15 protein-coding genes are annotated in these 16,627 nt (G+C 40.7%); 14 read left to right on the forward strand and 1 reads right to left on the reverse strand.

Features of this window, described 5'->3' with window-relative positions; genetic code table 11:
• The first annotated feature begins 394 nt into the window (after positions 1 to 394).
• The 14 genes from B0I26_RS12455 to B0I26_RS12520 all read left to right on the forward strand — a co-directional run bounded on the left by B0I26_RS12455 (position 395) and on the right by B0I26_RS12520 (position 14,982).
• Positions 395 to 1,192 carry a response regulator transcription factor gene (locus B0I26_RS12455; RefSeq protein ID WP_111645758.1) on the forward strand — a complete coding sequence of 266 codons (798 nt, stop codon included), beginning with the start codon at positions 395 to 397 and terminating at the stop codon, positions 1,190 to 1,192.
• Entirely contained in the window at positions 1,158 to 2,249 is a 1,092-nt protein-coding gene (locus B0I26_RS12460) for an XdhC family protein (RefSeq protein ID WP_111645759.1), read from the forward strand. The genes B0I26_RS12455 and B0I26_RS12460 overlap by 35 nt, the downstream gene beginning before the upstream one ends.
• 74 nt (positions 2,250 to 2,323) lie before the next feature.
• Positions 2,324 to 2,875 carry a nucleotidyltransferase family protein gene (locus B0I26_RS12465; protein ID WP_245934783.1) on the forward strand — a complete coding sequence of 184 codons (552 nt, stop codon included), beginning with the start codon at positions 2,324 to 2,326 and terminating at the stop codon, positions 2,873 to 2,875.
• Positions 2,876 to 5,293 (forward strand): xanthine dehydrogenase family protein molybdopterin-binding subunit, encoded by a 2,418-nt coding sequence (locus B0I26_RS12470; RefSeq protein WP_111645761.1) that lies wholly within the window; start codon positions 2,876 to 2,878, stop codon positions 5,291 to 5,293.
• Positions 5,290 to 5,745, forward strand: coding sequence for an SRPBCC family protein (locus B0I26_RS12475; protein ID WP_111645762.1), 456 nt, complete (start codon positions 5,290 to 5,292; stop codon positions 5,743 to 5,745). The genes B0I26_RS12470 and B0I26_RS12475 overlap by 4 nt, the downstream gene beginning before the upstream one ends.
• A gap of 29 nt (positions 5,746 to 5,774) precedes the next feature.
• A complete protein-coding gene (locus tag B0I26_RS12480) occupies positions 5,775 to 6,659 on the forward strand; it encodes an FAD binding domain-containing protein (RefSeq protein ID WP_111645763.1) in 885 nt (294 codons plus the stop codon).
• Positions 6,646 to 7,140 carry a (2Fe-2S)-binding protein gene (locus B0I26_RS12485; RefSeq protein ID WP_111645764.1) on the forward strand — a complete coding sequence of 165 codons (495 nt, stop codon included), beginning with the start codon at positions 6,646 to 6,648 and terminating at the stop codon, positions 7,138 to 7,140. The genes B0I26_RS12480 and B0I26_RS12485 overlap by 14 nt, the downstream gene beginning before the upstream one ends.
• 4 nt (positions 7,141 to 7,144) lie before the next feature.
• Positions 7,145 to 8,710 carry a class I adenylate-forming enzyme family protein gene (locus B0I26_RS12490; protein WP_111645765.1) on the forward strand — a complete coding sequence of 522 codons (1,566 nt, stop codon included), beginning with the start codon at positions 7,145 to 7,147 and terminating at the stop codon, positions 8,708 to 8,710.
• Between the two features lie 45 nt (positions 8,711 to 8,755).
• Positions 8,756 to 9,544, forward strand: coding sequence for an enoyl-CoA hydratase/isomerase family protein (locus B0I26_RS12495; RefSeq protein ID WP_111645766.1), 789 nt, complete (start codon positions 8,756 to 8,758; stop codon positions 9,542 to 9,544).
• Between the two features lie 107 nt (positions 9,545 to 9,651).
• Positions 9,652 to 10,917 (forward strand): benzoate/H(+) symporter BenE family transporter, encoded by a 1,266-nt coding sequence (locus B0I26_RS12500; protein ID WP_245934784.1) that lies wholly within the window; start codon positions 9,652 to 9,654, stop codon positions 10,915 to 10,917.
• Between the two features lie 453 nt (positions 10,918 to 11,370).
• A complete protein-coding gene (locus B0I26_RS12505) occupies positions 11,371 to 11,622 on the forward strand; it encodes a thioredoxin domain-containing protein (RefSeq protein WP_281268706.1) in 252 nt (83 codons plus the stop codon).
• 749 nt (positions 11,623 to 12,371) lie between these two features.
• Positions 12,372 to 13,442: an ABC transporter substrate-binding protein gene (locus B0I26_RS12510; RefSeq protein WP_111645768.1), complete on the forward strand. Its 1,071-nt coding sequence runs from the start codon at positions 12,372 to 12,374 to the stop codon at positions 13,440 to 13,442.
• Between the two features lie 11 nt (positions 13,443 to 13,453).
• Positions 13,454 to 14,242 carry an ABC transporter permease gene (locus B0I26_RS12515; RefSeq protein ID WP_245934786.1) on the forward strand — a complete coding sequence of 263 codons (789 nt, stop codon included), beginning with the start codon at positions 13,454 to 13,456 and terminating at the stop codon, positions 14,240 to 14,242.
• A 2-nt stretch (positions 14,243 to 14,244) separates the two neighbouring features.
• Positions 14,245 to 14,982 carry an ABC transporter ATP-binding protein gene (locus tag B0I26_RS12520; RefSeq protein ID WP_111645769.1) on the forward strand — a complete coding sequence of 246 codons (738 nt, stop codon included), beginning with the start codon at positions 14,245 to 14,247 and terminating at the stop codon, positions 14,980 to 14,982.
• 240 nt (positions 14,983 to 15,222) lie between these two features.
• Here the strand turns inward: B0I26_RS12520 and B0I26_RS12525 are convergent, their stop codons facing one another.
• Positions 15,223 to 16,527 carry a globin-coupled sensor protein gene (locus B0I26_RS12525; protein ID WP_111645770.1) on the reverse strand — a complete coding sequence of 435 codons (1,305 nt, stop codon included), beginning with the start codon at positions 16,525 to 16,527 and terminating at the stop codon, positions 15,223 to 15,225.
• Positions 16,528 to 16,627 lie beyond the last annotated feature (100 nt).

Genomic DNA, 16,627 nt, shown 5'->3' on the forward strand with positions numbered 1-16,627 from the left:
AAATAAAATTAAGAAATGTTTTTTCAGCCCCTGTACGACAACTTATCATTTCGTAAAGAATCATATTGGACTATGGAACGGACAGAATGTATAAATATAGATTGATTTTCCGGCATATATAAAAGTCTTAACCACTTTTTTTGTCTGAACCTAAACGCTTTATTTATGTCGGTTTTTCAACTTGAACTTATATGTATCGTATGCTGAAAAATAAAAACAAAATGTCATAATATTATAGTAGAATGACTGACCGGCATTTGTTGTTTGCACTCAAATGCCGGTTTTTTATCAATATTATGAAAATTATAAAAATAAAAAATTAAAAATAAAAAAGCAAAATTTTAAAACAATGAAAGGATGTTATTATCTATCATATAAGCAAGGAGGGTAACAATTGGCTGAAATATTAATTGTTGATAATGACAAGTATGCAAGAAAGGAAATTAGAGCGTTCATCGAGGGAAGCAAATATCGTTTTCTTACCATTTACGAGGCCAATACAGCTCAAAGAGGCATGATCCTTTTGAAGCAAAATCGGCCGAGTATACTAATTTTGGATATCTCATTGCCGGATATGGACGGAATTAAATTCGGAAGGTCAGCGTTACAATTGTATCCGGATTTGCCGGTTATTGTAGTGACGCAGTTGAAAATGTTCAAATTTGTACAGGAAGCGATCAATTCAGGTTTTTCAGCGTATTTATTGAAACCGCTTTCTAAAAATGAATTGTATGAAACGCTTGAGCGGCTTTTACCTGTGGGACTTAATCGAGAGATCAATCAAACTATCAATGGGAATAATAAATTTTCTTCAGATTTAAAAAACCCGATTGAAAGTGCTATTCAGTTTATTCAGATGAACTATGGATATTCTCTGACACTAAAGGAAGTAGCAGATCAGGTGTACTTAAGTCCATCCTATTTCAGCCGATTGTTTAAAGAAGAAGTTGGTATGACGTTTGTGGAATATTTGTCATTTGTTAGAGTGCAAAAAGCGAAAAGTTTACTTCGATTCTCCAGTTTGCCAATTGAAATTATAGCTCATAATACGGGATTTTCTAATCCTGGCTACTTTGCGACCGCTTTCAAAAAAATTGTCGGAAAAACGCCGAGTGAATATCGTGAGCAATTCTATTTTCAGGAACAGGGGGGAGGTCATGATCACGATAAAAAAAGAATTAGAACGTTGTAAAAAGAAAGGGCTTTCAGGTGTGCTTGGGACGATCATTTCAACAGAAGGCTCCACTTATCAAAAAGCAGGGGCGAAATGTTTCATTTCAGAAGATGGAAAGCTAACTGGACTTTTAAGCGGCGGATGTGTTGAATCAGACATTATTGAACACGCCATGAAGGTTCTTGAGAGTGAAAAGCCGACAGTCATTCATTACGATTTTTACGGAGATGATGATATCGCTTGGGGACTTGGGGTTGGTTGCAATGGAAAAATGAATATTTTTTTACAGCCATATTTTCCTGCCAAACACCCTGAAAAGGCAGCGGTTATTGAACAGTACTTTTCGGAGTCCCTCCAAAAACCGTTGCACGCTGCCACTATTGTGAAAGCGAAAGATGAATCGCTGCAAGGAAAAATGTGGGTTATTGATGGTGCTTTTGACAATAACGACCTGCCTATCTCTGTTCATGAGATTGCTGTCGATTATTTGAAGAGAAAAAAGAATTTGAAAAATGAAATCGTTTATCTAGGCGGCGAACAAGATTTGTATGTGTACTATGAATCAACAAGCCCGCCCCCACATCTTATCGTTTTCGGTGCAGGTCCGGACGCGATTCCACTCGTCAAGATGGCGAAAAATTTGAAGTGGCTCGTTACTGTACTCGATCATCGTCCATCTTATTGTAATGAAGAGAATTTTCCAGAAGCAGATTTCATTCATGTATATCCTGCTGGAAGCGTACCAAACGTTTCCATTCATAAAAACTCATATGTGGTCATTATGACTCATAATTTCCTGCATGATAAGGAGATTTTAGAATCGATTTTGGATTCAGAGGCTGCCTATATTGGACTACTAGGGCCATGGAGAAGAACCGATAGATTAATTGCGATGAGCAATACACTTTTGTCCAATGAAAAGATCCATCGCATCCACAGTCCGATTGGCCTGGATATTGGAGCCAAAACGCCAGAAGAAATCGCATTCAGTATTTTGGCCGAAATCATGATGGTATATAGAGGGGGAACGGGAAAGAAGTTGTCGCAATTGGCGTGCATGGCGCATTCTGTATGAAGGAGGTGACATCTATTATACAGTCGAGAAAAAGCATATGGGGAATTATTTTAGCATCAGGTTTTTCAAAGCGCATGGGAAAACCGAAGCTGCTTCTTCCATACAAAGGTAAACCGATTATCCGCCATGTGATTGATGAAAGTATGGAGTCATGTTTAAGCGGTGTGGTTGTCGTAGTCAATCCCGAGATTGCCGAGCTTAAAAATGAAGTTTCCAGGTCGTGCGTGAGCAAACTAGTTTTGAATGAAAAGGCAGGACAAGGAATGTCAATATCGTTAAAAGCAGGATTGACGACTTTGCCTTTAACGGCTGACGCTGCCGTTGTATTACTTGGTGACCAGCCGCTTGTCACATCGGATGATATAGATGCAGTCATTCGATGCTACGAATCGAATGGGAGTTCACCTATTGTCCAAGCAAGATATCGCTCGAAAAGAGGGCATCCAGTTCTATTTGACCGCTCGATGTTTCCGCATCTTTTCAACGTAACAGGCGATGAAGGTGCAAGATCTGTTTTAAAAATGTTCTCTCATAAAATCTGTTTTGCTAGCATCGATAAACCATTCCCAGGTGATATTGATACACCGGAAGACTATGAACAGCTTCTTCGGAAGGAGGTAAGTTAAATGAGTAAAGTGATTGGTAAAAGAGTAACACGTGTGGAAGATAAAAGACTGCTGACAGGTCAGGGAAAATACATCGATGATATCGGAACACCGCCTAATACAGCTCATGCAGCTATTTTAAGAAGTCCTTATCCGCATGCAAAAATCATCTCCATTGATTATTCTGAAGCATTGAAAATTCCGGGAGTAAAAGGGGTAGTGACAGGCAAGGATGTTCAGCCATTGTTAAACCCTTTCAGTGTTGGCGTAAGTGCGCCTGTTAAATACTATCCAATTGCTATTGATAAAGTCCGTTATGTTGGGGAGCCGGTAGCGGTTGTGGTGGCAAAAAACCGTTATATTGCGGAAGATGCTTTAGAAAAAATCAAAGTGAAATATGAAACGCTCGAACCGATTGTAGACATTGAGCGTGCACTCGAAGAAGGAGCACCTATTTTGCATGAAAATGTCGGTTCGAACATCGCCAATCACCGAACATTTCACTACGGAGATGTCGATAAGGCATTTCAGCAAGCAGACAGAATCGTAAAACACCGCTTTCATTTTCCGAAATATTCGGCGACACCAGTTGAAACATACGGTATTATTGCGCAATATGAGGAAAGTACGGATAGTTACACGATTCATGCGAATTTCCACGGTCCGTTTGTTCTCCATTCGATTATGGCCGGTGCGTTAAAAGTACCAAGTAACCGGTTGCGGATCATCATTCCGAAAGATATCGGCGGTAGCTATGGAATTAAAGCAGGTATATTCCCTTACATCGTACTTTGCTCTGTAGTCAGTCGTCTCGTGGGATGTCCGGTGAAATGGATCGAAGACCGTCAGGAACATTTGGCAGCCAGCTCAAGTTGCACAGATCGTGTGACGTACATTGAAGCAGCAGTGAGAAATGACGGAAAAGTGCTCGGTTTAAAAATGAAAATCATGGACAATGTCGGTGCGTATATCCGGGCGCCAGAACCTGCTTGTTTGTATCGGAACCATGCAAATACAACAGGTGCCTACGACATTCCAAACTTAATGCTCGATGCCTATGCAGTAATGACGAATAAATTGCCAACGGGTCTCATTCGGGGATACGGCGGACAGGAAACGTATTTTCCTCTTGAACGGATCATGCAAATGATTGCTGATGAACTAGAAATGGATCCAGCCGATGTAATTAGACGGAATTTAATTAAAAAAGAGCAGTTTCCTTACAAAACTGCATCTGGTGGAGTGTATGATAGCGGCGATTATGAAAAAGCGTTTGATCTATTGTTGAAAACTGGTAAATATGAAGAGTTTCGCAAAAAACAAATAGAAGCGCGAAAGAAAGGAAAACTGCTTGGCGTTGGATTAGCAGTCATCGTTGAACCATCTGGTTCCAATATGGGCTACATTACAATTGCCCTGACTCCAGAAGAAAGAAAGGCAGGATTGCCAAAATCAGGTTGTACAGAAGCGGCGACGATTTCGATCGATCCGATGGGAAATGTAAATGTCCGTATCAGTACAACTCCTACCGGTCAAGGACATGAAACTGTCGCAAGCCAAATTGTTTCAGAGATACTGGGTATTCCGCATGACAAAATTAACGTTGTAGCTGAACTCGATACGGCTACAAGTGCATGGTCCATCGCATCAGGAAGTTATTCAAGCCGCTTTGCATCAATGGGATCGAGTGCTGTTTACTATGCAGCGCAAAAAGTAAAGCGCAAGCTCATTAAAATTGCCGCTCACTTATTACAGATTGACGAAGATAGTTTAACGATTGAAAACGGTCAAATTATTTCAAAAACAGATCCGTCCAAATCCATATCCATTAAGCGGGTGGCTGGATCGGCACATTGGAATCCGCTTTCTTTACCGGAAGGAATGGAGCCGGGTATTTATGAAACAGCCTATTACACAGCTCAGGCAGAGCCACCGGATGATAATGACCTTATTAATTCGTCAATTACGTATGGTTTTGTAGCTGATTTGGTCACAGTGGAAATTGATCCAGAAACAGGTGAAATCCATATTCTTGATTATTACACTGTCCATGATGCTGGTAAATTGCTAAATCCGCTTATTGTCGATGGACAAATTTTAGGTGGTCTTGTTCATGGGCTTGGCGGTGCCATGTATGAAGAGCTCGTATACGACGACAAGGGTCAGCTTTTAACCGGATCATTTATGGATTACTTATGTCCTACAGCAACAGAAATACCAAGAGTGACGATCAAACATATTGAAACACCTTCACCGCTTACACCGCTTGGTGCGAAAGGTCTTGGAGAAGGAAACACAATGAGCGCACCTGTTGTCATTGCTAACGCAGTAAACGATGCATTGAAGCCTTACGGAGTGATCATTGATTCGCTACCTATAACACCTAATAAAGTATGGAGTATGATTAATCAGTCAACAAAACAGGGGGTATCATCATGAACGGAAGCGGAAAAGTAATATTGAATGCAGGAATTGAAAAAGCATGGGATGTGTTGCTTAATCCACAGGCGTTAAAGAACTGTATTATGGGTTGTACGAAGCTGGAGCCTGTTGAAGAGAATAAATATGAAGCGGTATTGTCCATCGGCATTGCGGCTGTTAAAGGAAAATATGAATCAACCATTGAAATTGCCGATATTCAAAAACCGAACCATTACAAGCTCATTGTAAAAGGGGAAGGAGGTCCCGGCAGTGTTGAAGCCACTGGGGCGGTGGATCTCGTTCCAATTGATGAAAATACAACGGAGCTCAATTATACGTACGACGCTGAAGTCGGCGGTAAAGTGGCGATGGTCGGTCAAAGAATGTTAAACGGCGTTGCTAAGCTGATCATCCAGGATTTCTTTAAAAAATTTAATAAAGAACTAGCTAAAAGTGAACAATCCGTCTAAGTAAATTGAGACAGAAAGGAGGGAGGTTCATGAAACCGGCAAAATTTGACTATTATTGCCCGAAAACAGTAGATGAAGCACTGGCGCTTTTAGAAGAAATAGGATTTGACGGCAAAATAATTGCCGGAGGTCAAAGTCTTGTACCGATTATGAATATGAGACTGTCAACACCGGAATACTTAATTGATATTAACCAGTTGAAAGATTTACAATTCATTGAGCTTGATGGTAGCAAAATGAAAATCGGCGCGTTAACGAGACAAACTGAAATTGAAATGTCCGATGCAGTTCGTAAACATCTGGGGCTTTTGAGTGAAGCCGTTCCTTATATAGGTCACGTTCAGACGAGAAATCGCGGAACATTTGGCGGAAGTCTTGTTCATGCTGATCCATCGGCTGAAATTCCACTATCATTAATGGCGCTCGGTGGAACACTTCATATTGCTTCTAAAGAAGAAGTACGGGAAGTAAACGTGGAGGAGTTTTTTGTCACTTATTTAACAACTGATATTATGCCGAATGAGTTGCTGACGGAAATCCACGTTCCAGTGCCTGAAGGAAGAACGGGATATTCATTTCATGAAATTTCACGACGCCACGGTGACTTTGCTCTCGTTGCCGCTGCCTGTCAATTGTCAATTGATGATCAGGACCGTATTTCAAAAGTTCGTTTGGTTTTGGGAGGCGTTGATGCGGTTCCGTTGTTGATTACAGACGCAAGCGTGATGGAAGGGGAGCATTTGTCTGCCCCGCTTCTAAATAAAATTGCCGATATGGTTGATGAAGCCGTAAATCCTGAATCAGATCTGCACGCAACCGCTGATTACAGAAGACACCTTGCGAAACAATTGGCAGTGCGTACAGTAAAAACAGCCTATGAACGAGCAAGGGGTGAAAACAATGAGCGTTCATAAAATTGAAGTTACAATAAACGGAAAAAAGTATCAGGAACAAGTCGAATCCAGAATGTTGCTCAGCGATTTTTTGCGAGAAACGTGCGGTCTCACTGGCACACATGTAGGCTGTGAGCATGGTGTGTGCGGTGCCTGCACGATCCACTTAAATGGTTCGGCTGTCAGGAGCTGTCTTATCTTTGCGGTACAGGTAGATGGGCAGGAAATAACAACGGTAGAAGGGTTGGCGAAAGATGGTGAATTGACGCCGCTGCAAAGAAATTTCATTGAATGTCACGGTCTTCAGTGCGGTTTCTGTACACCGGGTATCTTAATGTCAACAACCGACTATCTGCAAAAAAATCCGCAGCCAACACTTCAGGAAATTAAAGAAATGCTATCGGGACATTTATGCCGCTGCACAGGCTATGAAGGGATTATAAAAGCGATTCAAAAAACAGTCGATGAAAATAATCACCATTATGAAGCTGAAAGGAGATGATTGAATGAATGTTGTTACGATGTTCGATTTCGCTGTCGAACGTTTTCCAAATCGAGTCGCTGTTGTAGAAGGCGACAAAAGGTATACGTACAGACAGTTTCATAAGGAAGTAACGAAAGTAGCAGCTTCGCTTCAAAGAATCGGTATTAAGCAGCATGACCGCGTAATGATCCTTTTGAAAAATCGCCTTGAAAACATCGTCATTTATTGGGCGCTTCAAAAAATTGGAGCCGTGTACACGCCGATCAATTTCCGCTTGGCCGTGAAAGAGGTCGAGTACTGTGTAAACGATGCGGAGGCGACGGCTGTTGTATACGAAAATGCCAGCCAGGAATCCGTTTTGAAAGCGAACTTTCAGCAAAAGCCGATTCTGATTGGTGTTGGAGAAGTGGAAGGGGCTGATATTTATTATAATGAGCTCGTCGACCGGAGCCCTGGAAGTTTTGAAAAACCGGTGATCGATGACAATGATGTGGCTATCATGCTTTATACATCTGGCACAACCGGGAAACCGAAGGGGGTTCCGCGTACCCAGAAAAACGAATACAGTGCAGCTCTTGCCCATATTATTCAAAACCAATATCAGGACGGAGAAAGTACATTGGGCACGATGCCGCTCTATCATACGATGGGGATGCGTTCGCTTTTATCCATCATGTTTTTAAACGGCAAATACGTTATTTTGCCTGATTTCGACGCTAAAGAAGCGCTTGAATTATTGGAACGCGAAGAAATCACATCGCTTTATTTAGTGCCTACATTATATCATGACATTTTAAATCATGAAGAATTTTATAACTATGATTTGTCCAAGTTGAAGAAAATCGGCTATGCCGGTGCGCCAATGACAACCGCTTTAACAGAGAAGTGTGTGAAGATGCTGAAACCGGAAGTTTTTGTTAACCATTATGGGAGCACAGAAATTTACACATTTACGATCAATCCTAATGTTGCAGAAAAACCAGGATGTGCAGGCAAACCAGGAATACATCAAAACATCCGCATCGTTAAAGCCGATCCTAATGGTCAGTCAACACCGGAAGATATTGTTGAAAACGGGGAAATCGGTGAAATCATTGTTAGTATTGAATCTCCTGAAAGTTTCAAAGGTTATTGGAATCGGCCAGATGCTACAAAAAAAGCGATTAGGGATGGCTGGTATTTTACAGGAGACCTCGGCATGTTAGATGAGGATGGAGATTTATATGTTGTTGGGCGAGTAGACGATATGATCATTTCCGGCGGAGAAAATATTCATCCTGTTGAAGTGGAAGATGTTTTGTCAAAACATCCGAAAGTAGATGAAGTGGCTGTCATCGGCGAAGAAGATGAACGCTGGGGGCAAATTGTAGCCGCTTATGTTGTGCCGAAAGATCCGTCACTCACCATCCAGGAGCTAGACGATTATTGTAAGAACAATACAACGCTTTCCAACTTTAAACGTCCGAGAAAATACGTATTTATTAAAGAAGTACCAAAAAGCCCGGTTGGAAAAATTCTCCGCCGCAATATAAGAAATGGAGAATTTGAACTTTATCATATAAACGAAAATGAGGAAGCAGTTTATTAATTAATTAAAATAAATAACTCTAAGATGAAGAAAGGGGAACCAATGATGGAAGCAGTAAAACAATATGATCACATTCGCGTGGAAAAAAATCAGGAGAAAAAGACGGCTACTATTGTTTTTGACCGTCCAGAAAAAATGAACTATATCAGTATGCTCGCACGATCTCAATTTTCGGAAATTTTTGACGAGTTAAACAAAGACGATGACGTTCGAGTCATCATTATTAAAGGAGAAGGTAATCAGGCATTCAGCGCGGGAGGAAATATTCCAGAATTTATGGAAGTACACCAAGAAGAACTGTCACATCTTGCTGTAAATGTTGCGGCGCCGGAACGCTCTCCAAAGCCGGTGATCGCCCAATTGCAAGGTTATACATTTGGTGTTGGTCTTGAAATTGCGATGGCTTGTGATTTCCGTATCGCCGCCGATGATACACTCCTGGCGCTGCCAGAGATGAATCTCGGCATGATTCCAGGAAGCGGCGGAACACAGAGGGTAGCAAAAATAGCCGGATTAACCCGCGCGAAAGACATGATTATGAGAGCAAGAAGAATACCAGCTGATGAAGCATATCAATGGGGGCTTATCACAAAAGTGGTTCCGAAAGCAGAACTTGAAAATGAAGTCAATGCGCTTGCAGATGAACTTATGAAGTTTTCACCACTTGCGCTAAAAGTATGTAAACAAGTACTGAATGCCGCCTATGAAACACCTCTTAGCGCAGGTCTTGAAATTGAAGGAAAAGCATATGGTTTACTCCGTACAACAGAGGACTTCAAAGAAGGTGTAGCAGCATTCGTGGAAAAAAGAAAACCAAACTTCACAGGAAAATAAAATAATCATATTGTTTACAGCAATGCTCCCCCGACGACTGTCGCGGGAGCATATAAAATATTATAATTATCAGAAAATTCTATTAATAACAAGGGGAAAATATGTGCATGAATAAAATCACCAATGGACTAAAGGATTTTCCAAAACATTTAAACATCAGTACGATAAGTGCAGGTACAATTGCTGCCATTTTTGGATGTACCGGTCCTGCTCTTATCATTATCGGCGGAGCAGCAGATGGTGGGTTAACCCATGAGCAAACGATCTCGTGGCTTTTCGCAGTTTATTTCTTCGGAGGATTGATAGGGATTTATTTGGCTTTAAAATACCGTCAGCCAATTGCAGGAGCTTACTCCATTCCAGGTGCTGTACTTGTTGCTAGTGCATTGCCGCAATTTTCGCTCAATGAAATTGCAGGTGCCTATTTTGTGGCTGGTGTCATTGTTTTAATACTGGGAATTACCCGCACAATAGGAAAAATTATGGACTGGATACCTGTTCCAATTGTAATGGGCATGATTGTCGGTGCCATGATCAGGTTCGGAACCGGGATTATTACATCCATTGAACAGCTCCCATTTATTGCGGGTGCAGCGGTGCTCATTTACTTACTTTCGGTGCGGTTTATTAAAATCCTTCCACCGATTTTAACCTCTTTCTTTGTTTCTGTCATACTAGTGGCTGTTACAAATCAATTCCAATTTCAAAATACAGAAAGTAGTTTCGTTATTCCACAGATTCTTATACCTTCATTCAACCTTGATGCGATTATATCTGTTTCGCTTCCTCTCGCTCTGCTAGTCATTGGCGCTGAAAATGCACAAGCAACCGGAGTACTAATGGCTCAAAGTTATAAGCCGCCGGTCAACGTTATGACTATATTAAGCGGCATCGGCGGAATGGTGACCTCTTTCTTTGGTGGACATAACGCAAATATTGCCGGACCGATGACAGCAATCTGTGCATCAGATGAAGCGGGGGAAAATAAGGATGGACGCTATGCCGCTGTTGTGGTAAACGGTATCTTGTTTAGTTCGTTTGGATTGCTTGCTGGTATTGTTGTACCGTTTGTTACTGCGCTTCCATCAGCACTTGTCAGTACCGTCGCAGGTCTTGCGATGATCAGTGTTTTAGTTAATTCCCTTCAAACGGCTTTTTCAGATACTAAATTTCAAATTGGCGCGTTTTTCGCTTTAGTGATTGGGATGTCCGGTGTTAGTTTTTTTAATATCAGTTCACCGTTTTGGGCCCTTGTTGGCGGAGTAATCGTTTCTTTGATCATCGAACACAATCATTTTAATTTTAAAAGCAAAAATGACAAACGGTCTCAGCTGTCAGAAAAAACAGAACCATTTGCTTCGGAATTTTCTTAAAATATAATGCAAGTTATCATTTTCGTTCTTTGTAAATAACTCTTTTCTGACAACTCACCAAAATAGTAATCGCTTTCAATTTGTTTTGTAGCATAGGTAAGTGTCAAAAGTTCAAGCAAACAAGAACAAATCAAAGAAAATGTGAAAGCGGTAGATGTTCAACTTTCGAGTGAAGTAAGCGAGAACAAATGGAAGCGATTTTTGCATAAACATATAAAAAGACACCCTTCTTGTAGAATGAAAACGTTTTCTATTTAACTACAAGAAGAGGTGTCTTTATATATTTTATGCCATGTGACATGTGATCTGATGTAATTTTATAGGAAACAGCACTGTGCTATATAACGACTGATTAAAAAACGGAGTTTGTCGGTTGCCGTAATCCTTCTCGTCAAATGACTGTTGCCGATCATTTTTGGATAATGAACATCCCCAGCTTAATTAGCCGGTGAAATCGGATTAGATACAAAGGAATTCCGTGAGGCGCTCGAAACCCGTAAATACAAAGAGGTGCATGAAAGAGCGCTTCATCATGCGTACCATGAAGCCAATATCACCGCGGTACCTACCTTTGTTATAGGAGAGACTGTTCTCACAGGCGTTCGTTCAAAAGAAACATTGGAACAAATCATTGTGGATGAATTAAAAAAGCAAACACCTGACACTTTTACGGAAGGCATGGCGTGTGGAATTGATGGGTGTTAATCGTTTTTTTGATGAGCAAGTTGCCTCGCTTGCTGGATTCATGTCGTTATCTCTTATTTGTAAGGTGATATGCCGTTCGTGGCGGAACGGTATACGTCAACCAATCTTGAGAAAAAGACATAAATATATGCAAATTGCTTCGAGAAGTGCGTGCTCTCATATATTAAAAAGAATTAGAGAAGATGAAGTAAAAATTTTCATCTGCAAAGGTCGCTTACAAAAGCGCACTTTCTTTTTTATAGCATGTTTGTAAAGAAGAGTTGTTTTTATTTATGATGGAGGACGTAACTAAAATTTGGACACATATAAAAATACAACATAAACATTAGCTGTGCATCAAGCTTTTTGAAAGATGTATACATATCATAAAATAACAGCGCAAAGGAGGTCCCGCCGTAACGATGCTCGGGTCTCATCTTTATGCTTTTTATCGCAAAATATAATTTTGCGCTTGTTTATTGGAGAATTCTGTTTTCAGCCTTAGTACATCATTCTAATCTGGATTCCTCTTTATTTCCCCGCCACGGAAAGAATAACTCGATTTGATCTCGGATATTTTTTGTATAAAAGTCATGTAAAAAATAATTGTTTAAATTTTGAGGGATACAGCTAAAATTTAAAGTAACGTTTTATGAAGAAGCTCTTAATATTACAAACAGCTTCTTGACAAAAAACAAGTTTCTTAAATACAATAAACCTATTAAATAGGTAGGAAATATAAGGATAAAAAATAGGGGGGAATGAACAAAATGAAATTTTTTAGAAGTAGTAAATGGAAAAAAAGATTAATAGTAGCAGTTGCGGCTTTTGGGTTGCTTTTCAGCACAGCTGCATGCGGAAACAATGAAAATGCTGCTCAGCATTCAAGCGAATCACAACAGCAAAATGATAGCAATGAGCAGCTTCGTAAAGTACGTGTCGGTTATTTAAATGTAATGGACGATGCACAAGCGATGTTGGCGAACGAAGGCGGATTTTATAAGAAGCATGGTTTAGATGTAACGATGCAAATGTTCAACAGCGGTACGGATCTTATTAAGGCAATTGTTGGCGGACAATTGGATGCCGGTGTGCTTGGATTTACGAATGCGTTAACTTGGTTAGATAAAGGAGCAGACATTAAAATTGTTGGTGGAGCTCAAATGGGCTATCACAGCATGTTAGTACGCAAAGATAGCGGAATTCAATCATTGGCTGATTTGAAAGGGAAGTCTGTTGCTTCTCAACAACAAGGCAGCACGGCTGACATCGTGCTGAACGGAGTGGTCTGGAAAAAGGCTGGCATCACGAAGAACGATGTGCAAATGCAGTATGTTTCTCCATCTGTCGCAATCCAATCTCTTGCGGCTGGAAAAGTAGATGCAGCTTTTGTATTCGAACCTTATGATTCGATAGCCCGTTTAACAACCCCTGTTGAACAAATTTATGAAATTGGTAAAGAATGGCCTTTTCCTTGTATGGTTGTCATTACATCAGGGAAAATGATAAAAGAAAACAAAGAAGCTGTTTATGCTTTGCTTGATGCCCAAAAAGAAGCCATTGAAATGCTAGAAGAAAAACCGGCGGAAGCAGCTAAGTTAATTACGAAATACTTCATTAAGGAAGCCGAACTTGAAACTTCTGACGGCAAAAAAATCGCAGCAACGAAAGTGATCGAAGAATCGATTAAATCACAAACTTTCAATTGGGAGATTACTCCTGAACAGGTGGAAAAAATGCAGGAAATCGCCAAAATGATGGTTGAACAGGGAATTTTAAAGAAAGAAATTGATGTAAAAAAAGCGCTTGATTTAAGCTGGCAGGAACAAATTAAAGAATAGCAGGGATGGGGATGGCGGTGCCGAAGATGAAATCGCAAACATGGAAAAAAGTTTGGCCTTATGCGGCGGCTGTTGGTACCTTGCTGCTAATATGGCAAGTCGCCGCTTTTTTCTTACCACCTTATTTGCTGCCCGGGGTTCCAACTGTGTTGGAACGATTAGCTGCCGGAATAACAGAACCTGAGTTTCTTACATCTTTAAAAGAGAGTTTGTTTCGTCTTATTATCGGTTATCCAAGTGCCTGCTTACTCGGTGGGCTATTAGGGCTGTTAGCAGGCCTGTCACGAGGATTTGCCGTTTATTTAAGAAGCTTGATTGCCATCTTGCAATCGATTCCACCGATTACTTGGATTCCGTTTTTAATTATTTTGTTTGGTTTCGGCAATGTTCCGATTATTACGGTCATTATTATCGCCAGCTTTTTCCCGATGGCTTTATCGGTCATGAATGCAACCGAAGGGATTAACCGCACACACCTCGAAGTCGCGAAAGTGTTAGGCGCTACGAAAGGGCAGCTTTTACGAAAAGTATACCTGCCTGAAACGCTGCCTTCCTTTATCACGGGAGCTCAAGTAGCGTTTGGAAACGCGTGGCGCTCTCTTATTGCCAGTGAGATGGTTGGCGGAGCATCGAGCGGTCTCGGATTTTCAATCAAGTTTGCCGGAGAGGTTGCGCAAATGACAGATGTATTATTGTATATCGTCATTATTGGTATGATCGCCGCTTTCTTTGATCATGTCGTGCTTGAATGGTTAAAACGACGAGTGTTAAAGTGGCGCTATATTGAGGGGGCGAAGTGAGCATGCAGACATTAGAGATACAAAGGGTTCATAAATCGTTCGGCTCTCTAAAAGTATTGGAAAATATTAATCTAACGATTGAAAAAGGAAAGTTTGCCGCCATCGTTGGCCCTTCAGGGTGCGGCAAAAGCACACTTTTACGGATGGTGGCTGGATTAGAAACGCCAGATGAAGGAACGGTTCAAGCAGATGGAAAAGTGATAAAACAGCCTTCTCCTGAACGGATGATGATTTTCCAGGAACATGCCCTGTATCCATGGTTAACCGTAGGAGAAAATGTCGAAATGGGGTTAGAGTTGGCCGGTGTTTCAAAAGAAGAGCGACGAAAACGGGCGCAAGAGGTTTTAAAAACAGTGGGACTTGACGGTTTTTACAATTATTATCCGAGTCAGTTATCAGGTGGGATGCGCCAGCGCGTTTCAATTGCCAGAGCACTTGTTATGGATCCGGACGTATTGCTTCTTGATGAACCGTACGGAGCACTTGATGCTATGACTCGTCTGACGATGCAAAATGAGCTGCTGAAACTTTGGGAAGGATCTGGTAAAACGATGTTATTAATTACTCATGATATTGATGAAGCTTTATATTTAGCCGATCAGATTTTTGTCATGAGCGCTCGTCCGGGAAAAGTAGTTCAAACAATCGATCTAGATCTTCCGAGACCCCGCAGTCGGCATAGCCAACGCTTTGGTGAACTAAGACAAGAAATTATGCAGCTTCTCGGACTTGAAGAATAAAAATGTGACAGTTTTAATTATAAAAACAGGGACTTGTCACTGTTCGAGGTGACAGGTGCTTTTTTATCAGAAACTTTATCTTTTTCAGCCGAGAAGGTTTTTGTAAGGATGTTAAGTGGGAGTAGTTCAATGTACACTACGTATCTTTAATGAATACTCATAAAATATAGTTTTAAAACTTATGCCTGCCACTCTCTCCGTTTCATCAAGGTTTTCTTTTGGAAAGTGACAGGCGTTTTTTTATAATTGGTAAGTCATTTTCTCCAATTGTTCGGCTGAAGTAGCGACATTAGAGACGGCTTCGTTAATTTCTGTTACAACGTGAACATATTGTCTCATTTCATGGCCAATGCGACGGTTTTGCTCGCGAATTTGTTTGAGAGATGCCGCAAATGTATCAAAAAATTGATTGATTTTTTCCATGTCATCTGTGCCTTCTGCAACTAACGTTACCATCGATTGCAGTGATTCGGAAATGATGTCCATTTTTTTGTTGATTTCATTTAATATGTCCGTCACACCGGAGACGGATTGTTTTGTTTGTGATGCTAAATTGCGGACCTCATTGGCTACGACAGCAAATCCTTTTCCGTGTTCCCCCGCTCGTGCCGCTTCAATGGAAGCATTTAACGATAACATGTTCGTCTGATCGGCAATGGCAGTGACAAGGCTATTGATGTTTTCAATTTTATTAGCGGACTGCTGTAAACTTTGCATTTCTGTCTGGATTTTCGTCATCATCGCTTCAATACGGTTGATTGTTGACAGTTGATTTTGCAATTTCTGCTGTCCTTCAATAGATTGCTGTTTGCTCAAATCCGCAATCGCTGATGCTTCTTCAGCAAAATTTAAAATTTCTTTTGCCTGATTAGTCAGCTCAGAAACGGAGGAGCTCACTTCGCTTGATACGCTAGAAAGCTCTTGCACCATTGCTTTTAGCTGCTTTTTTAATTCATTTTTCAACTGCTCTATTTGAAGACGGGCTTCTTCGTTTGCCTTCTCATATTGTTCTAAGACAAGCTGCTGCTCGAAGCTTAATATTTTCGTAACCGATTTCACTGCTTCCAATAACATATACGGATCGCGAATGTGCGGTGAAATCACTTCCAAAATGGATAAAAGCAGCTGTTGAAACGCGCACATATACCATTTTGGCAATAAGCCGATGCGTAAATGAGTAACAGCAATGCGCGTCCGTTTTGAAATAAATTCCTCATCGATTTTCCCGCTAAACATTTCGATGACATGAATTCTGAGTGTCTGTTTCAACCGGTCAATAGAGCTGTGCCGATTAATAATTTCAACAAGGGACTGCTCTGTTTGTAGCGTATCGTAAAAGCGTGTCACGATAAAATCGATTTTTTCCTCAATAAATGGCTTTAATTCTGTTAACAGCGCTAAATCTCGTTTTGTTAATTCAATCATTTCTAGCTGCTTATCCATTACTGCATCTTGAAGATGAACCGGAGAAGCCGGACTGCTCAGAACTTCAGCGATGTCAGCATTTGAATTTTCTCTTTTTTTTCTAAAAAATGTGAAATTCATTGTTGTCATCTCCTCTTTTATCTACGTTAACATTAAAATAATTATATAAGATAATCTTATCGAATTTTGTAAAAAATGCGATGAGAAAATCATCCTAATT

This window comes from Paranoxybacillus vitaminiphilus, assembly GCF_003259935.1.
Classification (GTDB): domain Bacteria; phylum Bacillota; class Bacilli; order Bacillales; family Anoxybacillaceae; genus Paranoxybacillus; species Paranoxybacillus vitaminiphilus.

Bases quoted from the DNA above. Each gene is read 5' to 3' on its own strand.
- B0I26_RS12460 (WP_111645759.1), top strand. From the start codon at position 1,158: ATGATCACGATAAAAAAAGAATTAGAACGTTGTAAAAAGAAAGGGCTT.
- B0I26_RS12465 (WP_245934783.1), top strand. From the start codon at position 2,324: ATGGGAAAACCGAAGCTGCTTCTTCCATACAAAGGTAAACCGATTATC.
- B0I26_RS12470 (WP_111645761.1), top strand. From the start codon at position 2,876: ATGAGTAAAGTGATTGGTAAAAGAGTAACACGTGTGGAAGATAAAAGA.
- B0I26_RS12475 (WP_111645762.1), top strand. From the start codon at position 5,290: ATGAACGGAAGCGGAAAAGTAATATTGAATGCAGGAATTGAAAAAGCA.
- B0I26_RS12480 (WP_111645763.1), top strand. From the start codon at position 5,775: ATGAAACCGGCAAAATTTGACTATTATTGCCCGAAAACAGTAGATGAA.
- B0I26_RS12485 (WP_111645764.1), top strand. From the start codon at position 6,646: ATGAGCGTTCATAAAATTGAAGTTACAATAAACGGAAAAAAGTATCAG.
- B0I26_RS12490 (WP_111645765.1), top strand. From the start codon at position 7,145: ATGAATGTTGTTACGATGTTCGATTTCGCTGTCGAACGTTTTCCAAAT.
- B0I26_RS12495 (WP_111645766.1), top strand. From the start codon at position 8,756: ATGGAAGCAGTAAAACAATATGATCACATTCGCGTGGAAAAAAATCAG.
- B0I26_RS12500 (WP_245934784.1), top strand. From the start codon at position 9,652: ATGAATAAAATCACCAATGGACTAAAGGATTTTCCAAAACATTTAAAC.
- B0I26_RS12510 (WP_111645768.1), top strand. From the start codon at position 12,372: ATGAAATTTTTTAGAAGTAGTAAATGGAAAAAAAGATTAATAGTAGCA.
- B0I26_RS12515 (WP_245934786.1), top strand. From the start codon at position 13,454: ATGGCGGTGCCGAAGATGAAATCGCAAACATGGAAAAAAGTTTGGCCT.
- B0I26_RS12520 (WP_111645769.1), top strand. From the start codon at position 14,245: ATGCAGACATTAGAGATACAAAGGGTTCATAAATCGTTCGGCTCTCTA.
- B0I26_RS12525 (WP_111645770.1), bottom strand. From the start codon at position 16,527: ATGAATTTCACATTTTTTAGAAAAAAAAGAGAAAATTCAAATGCTGAC.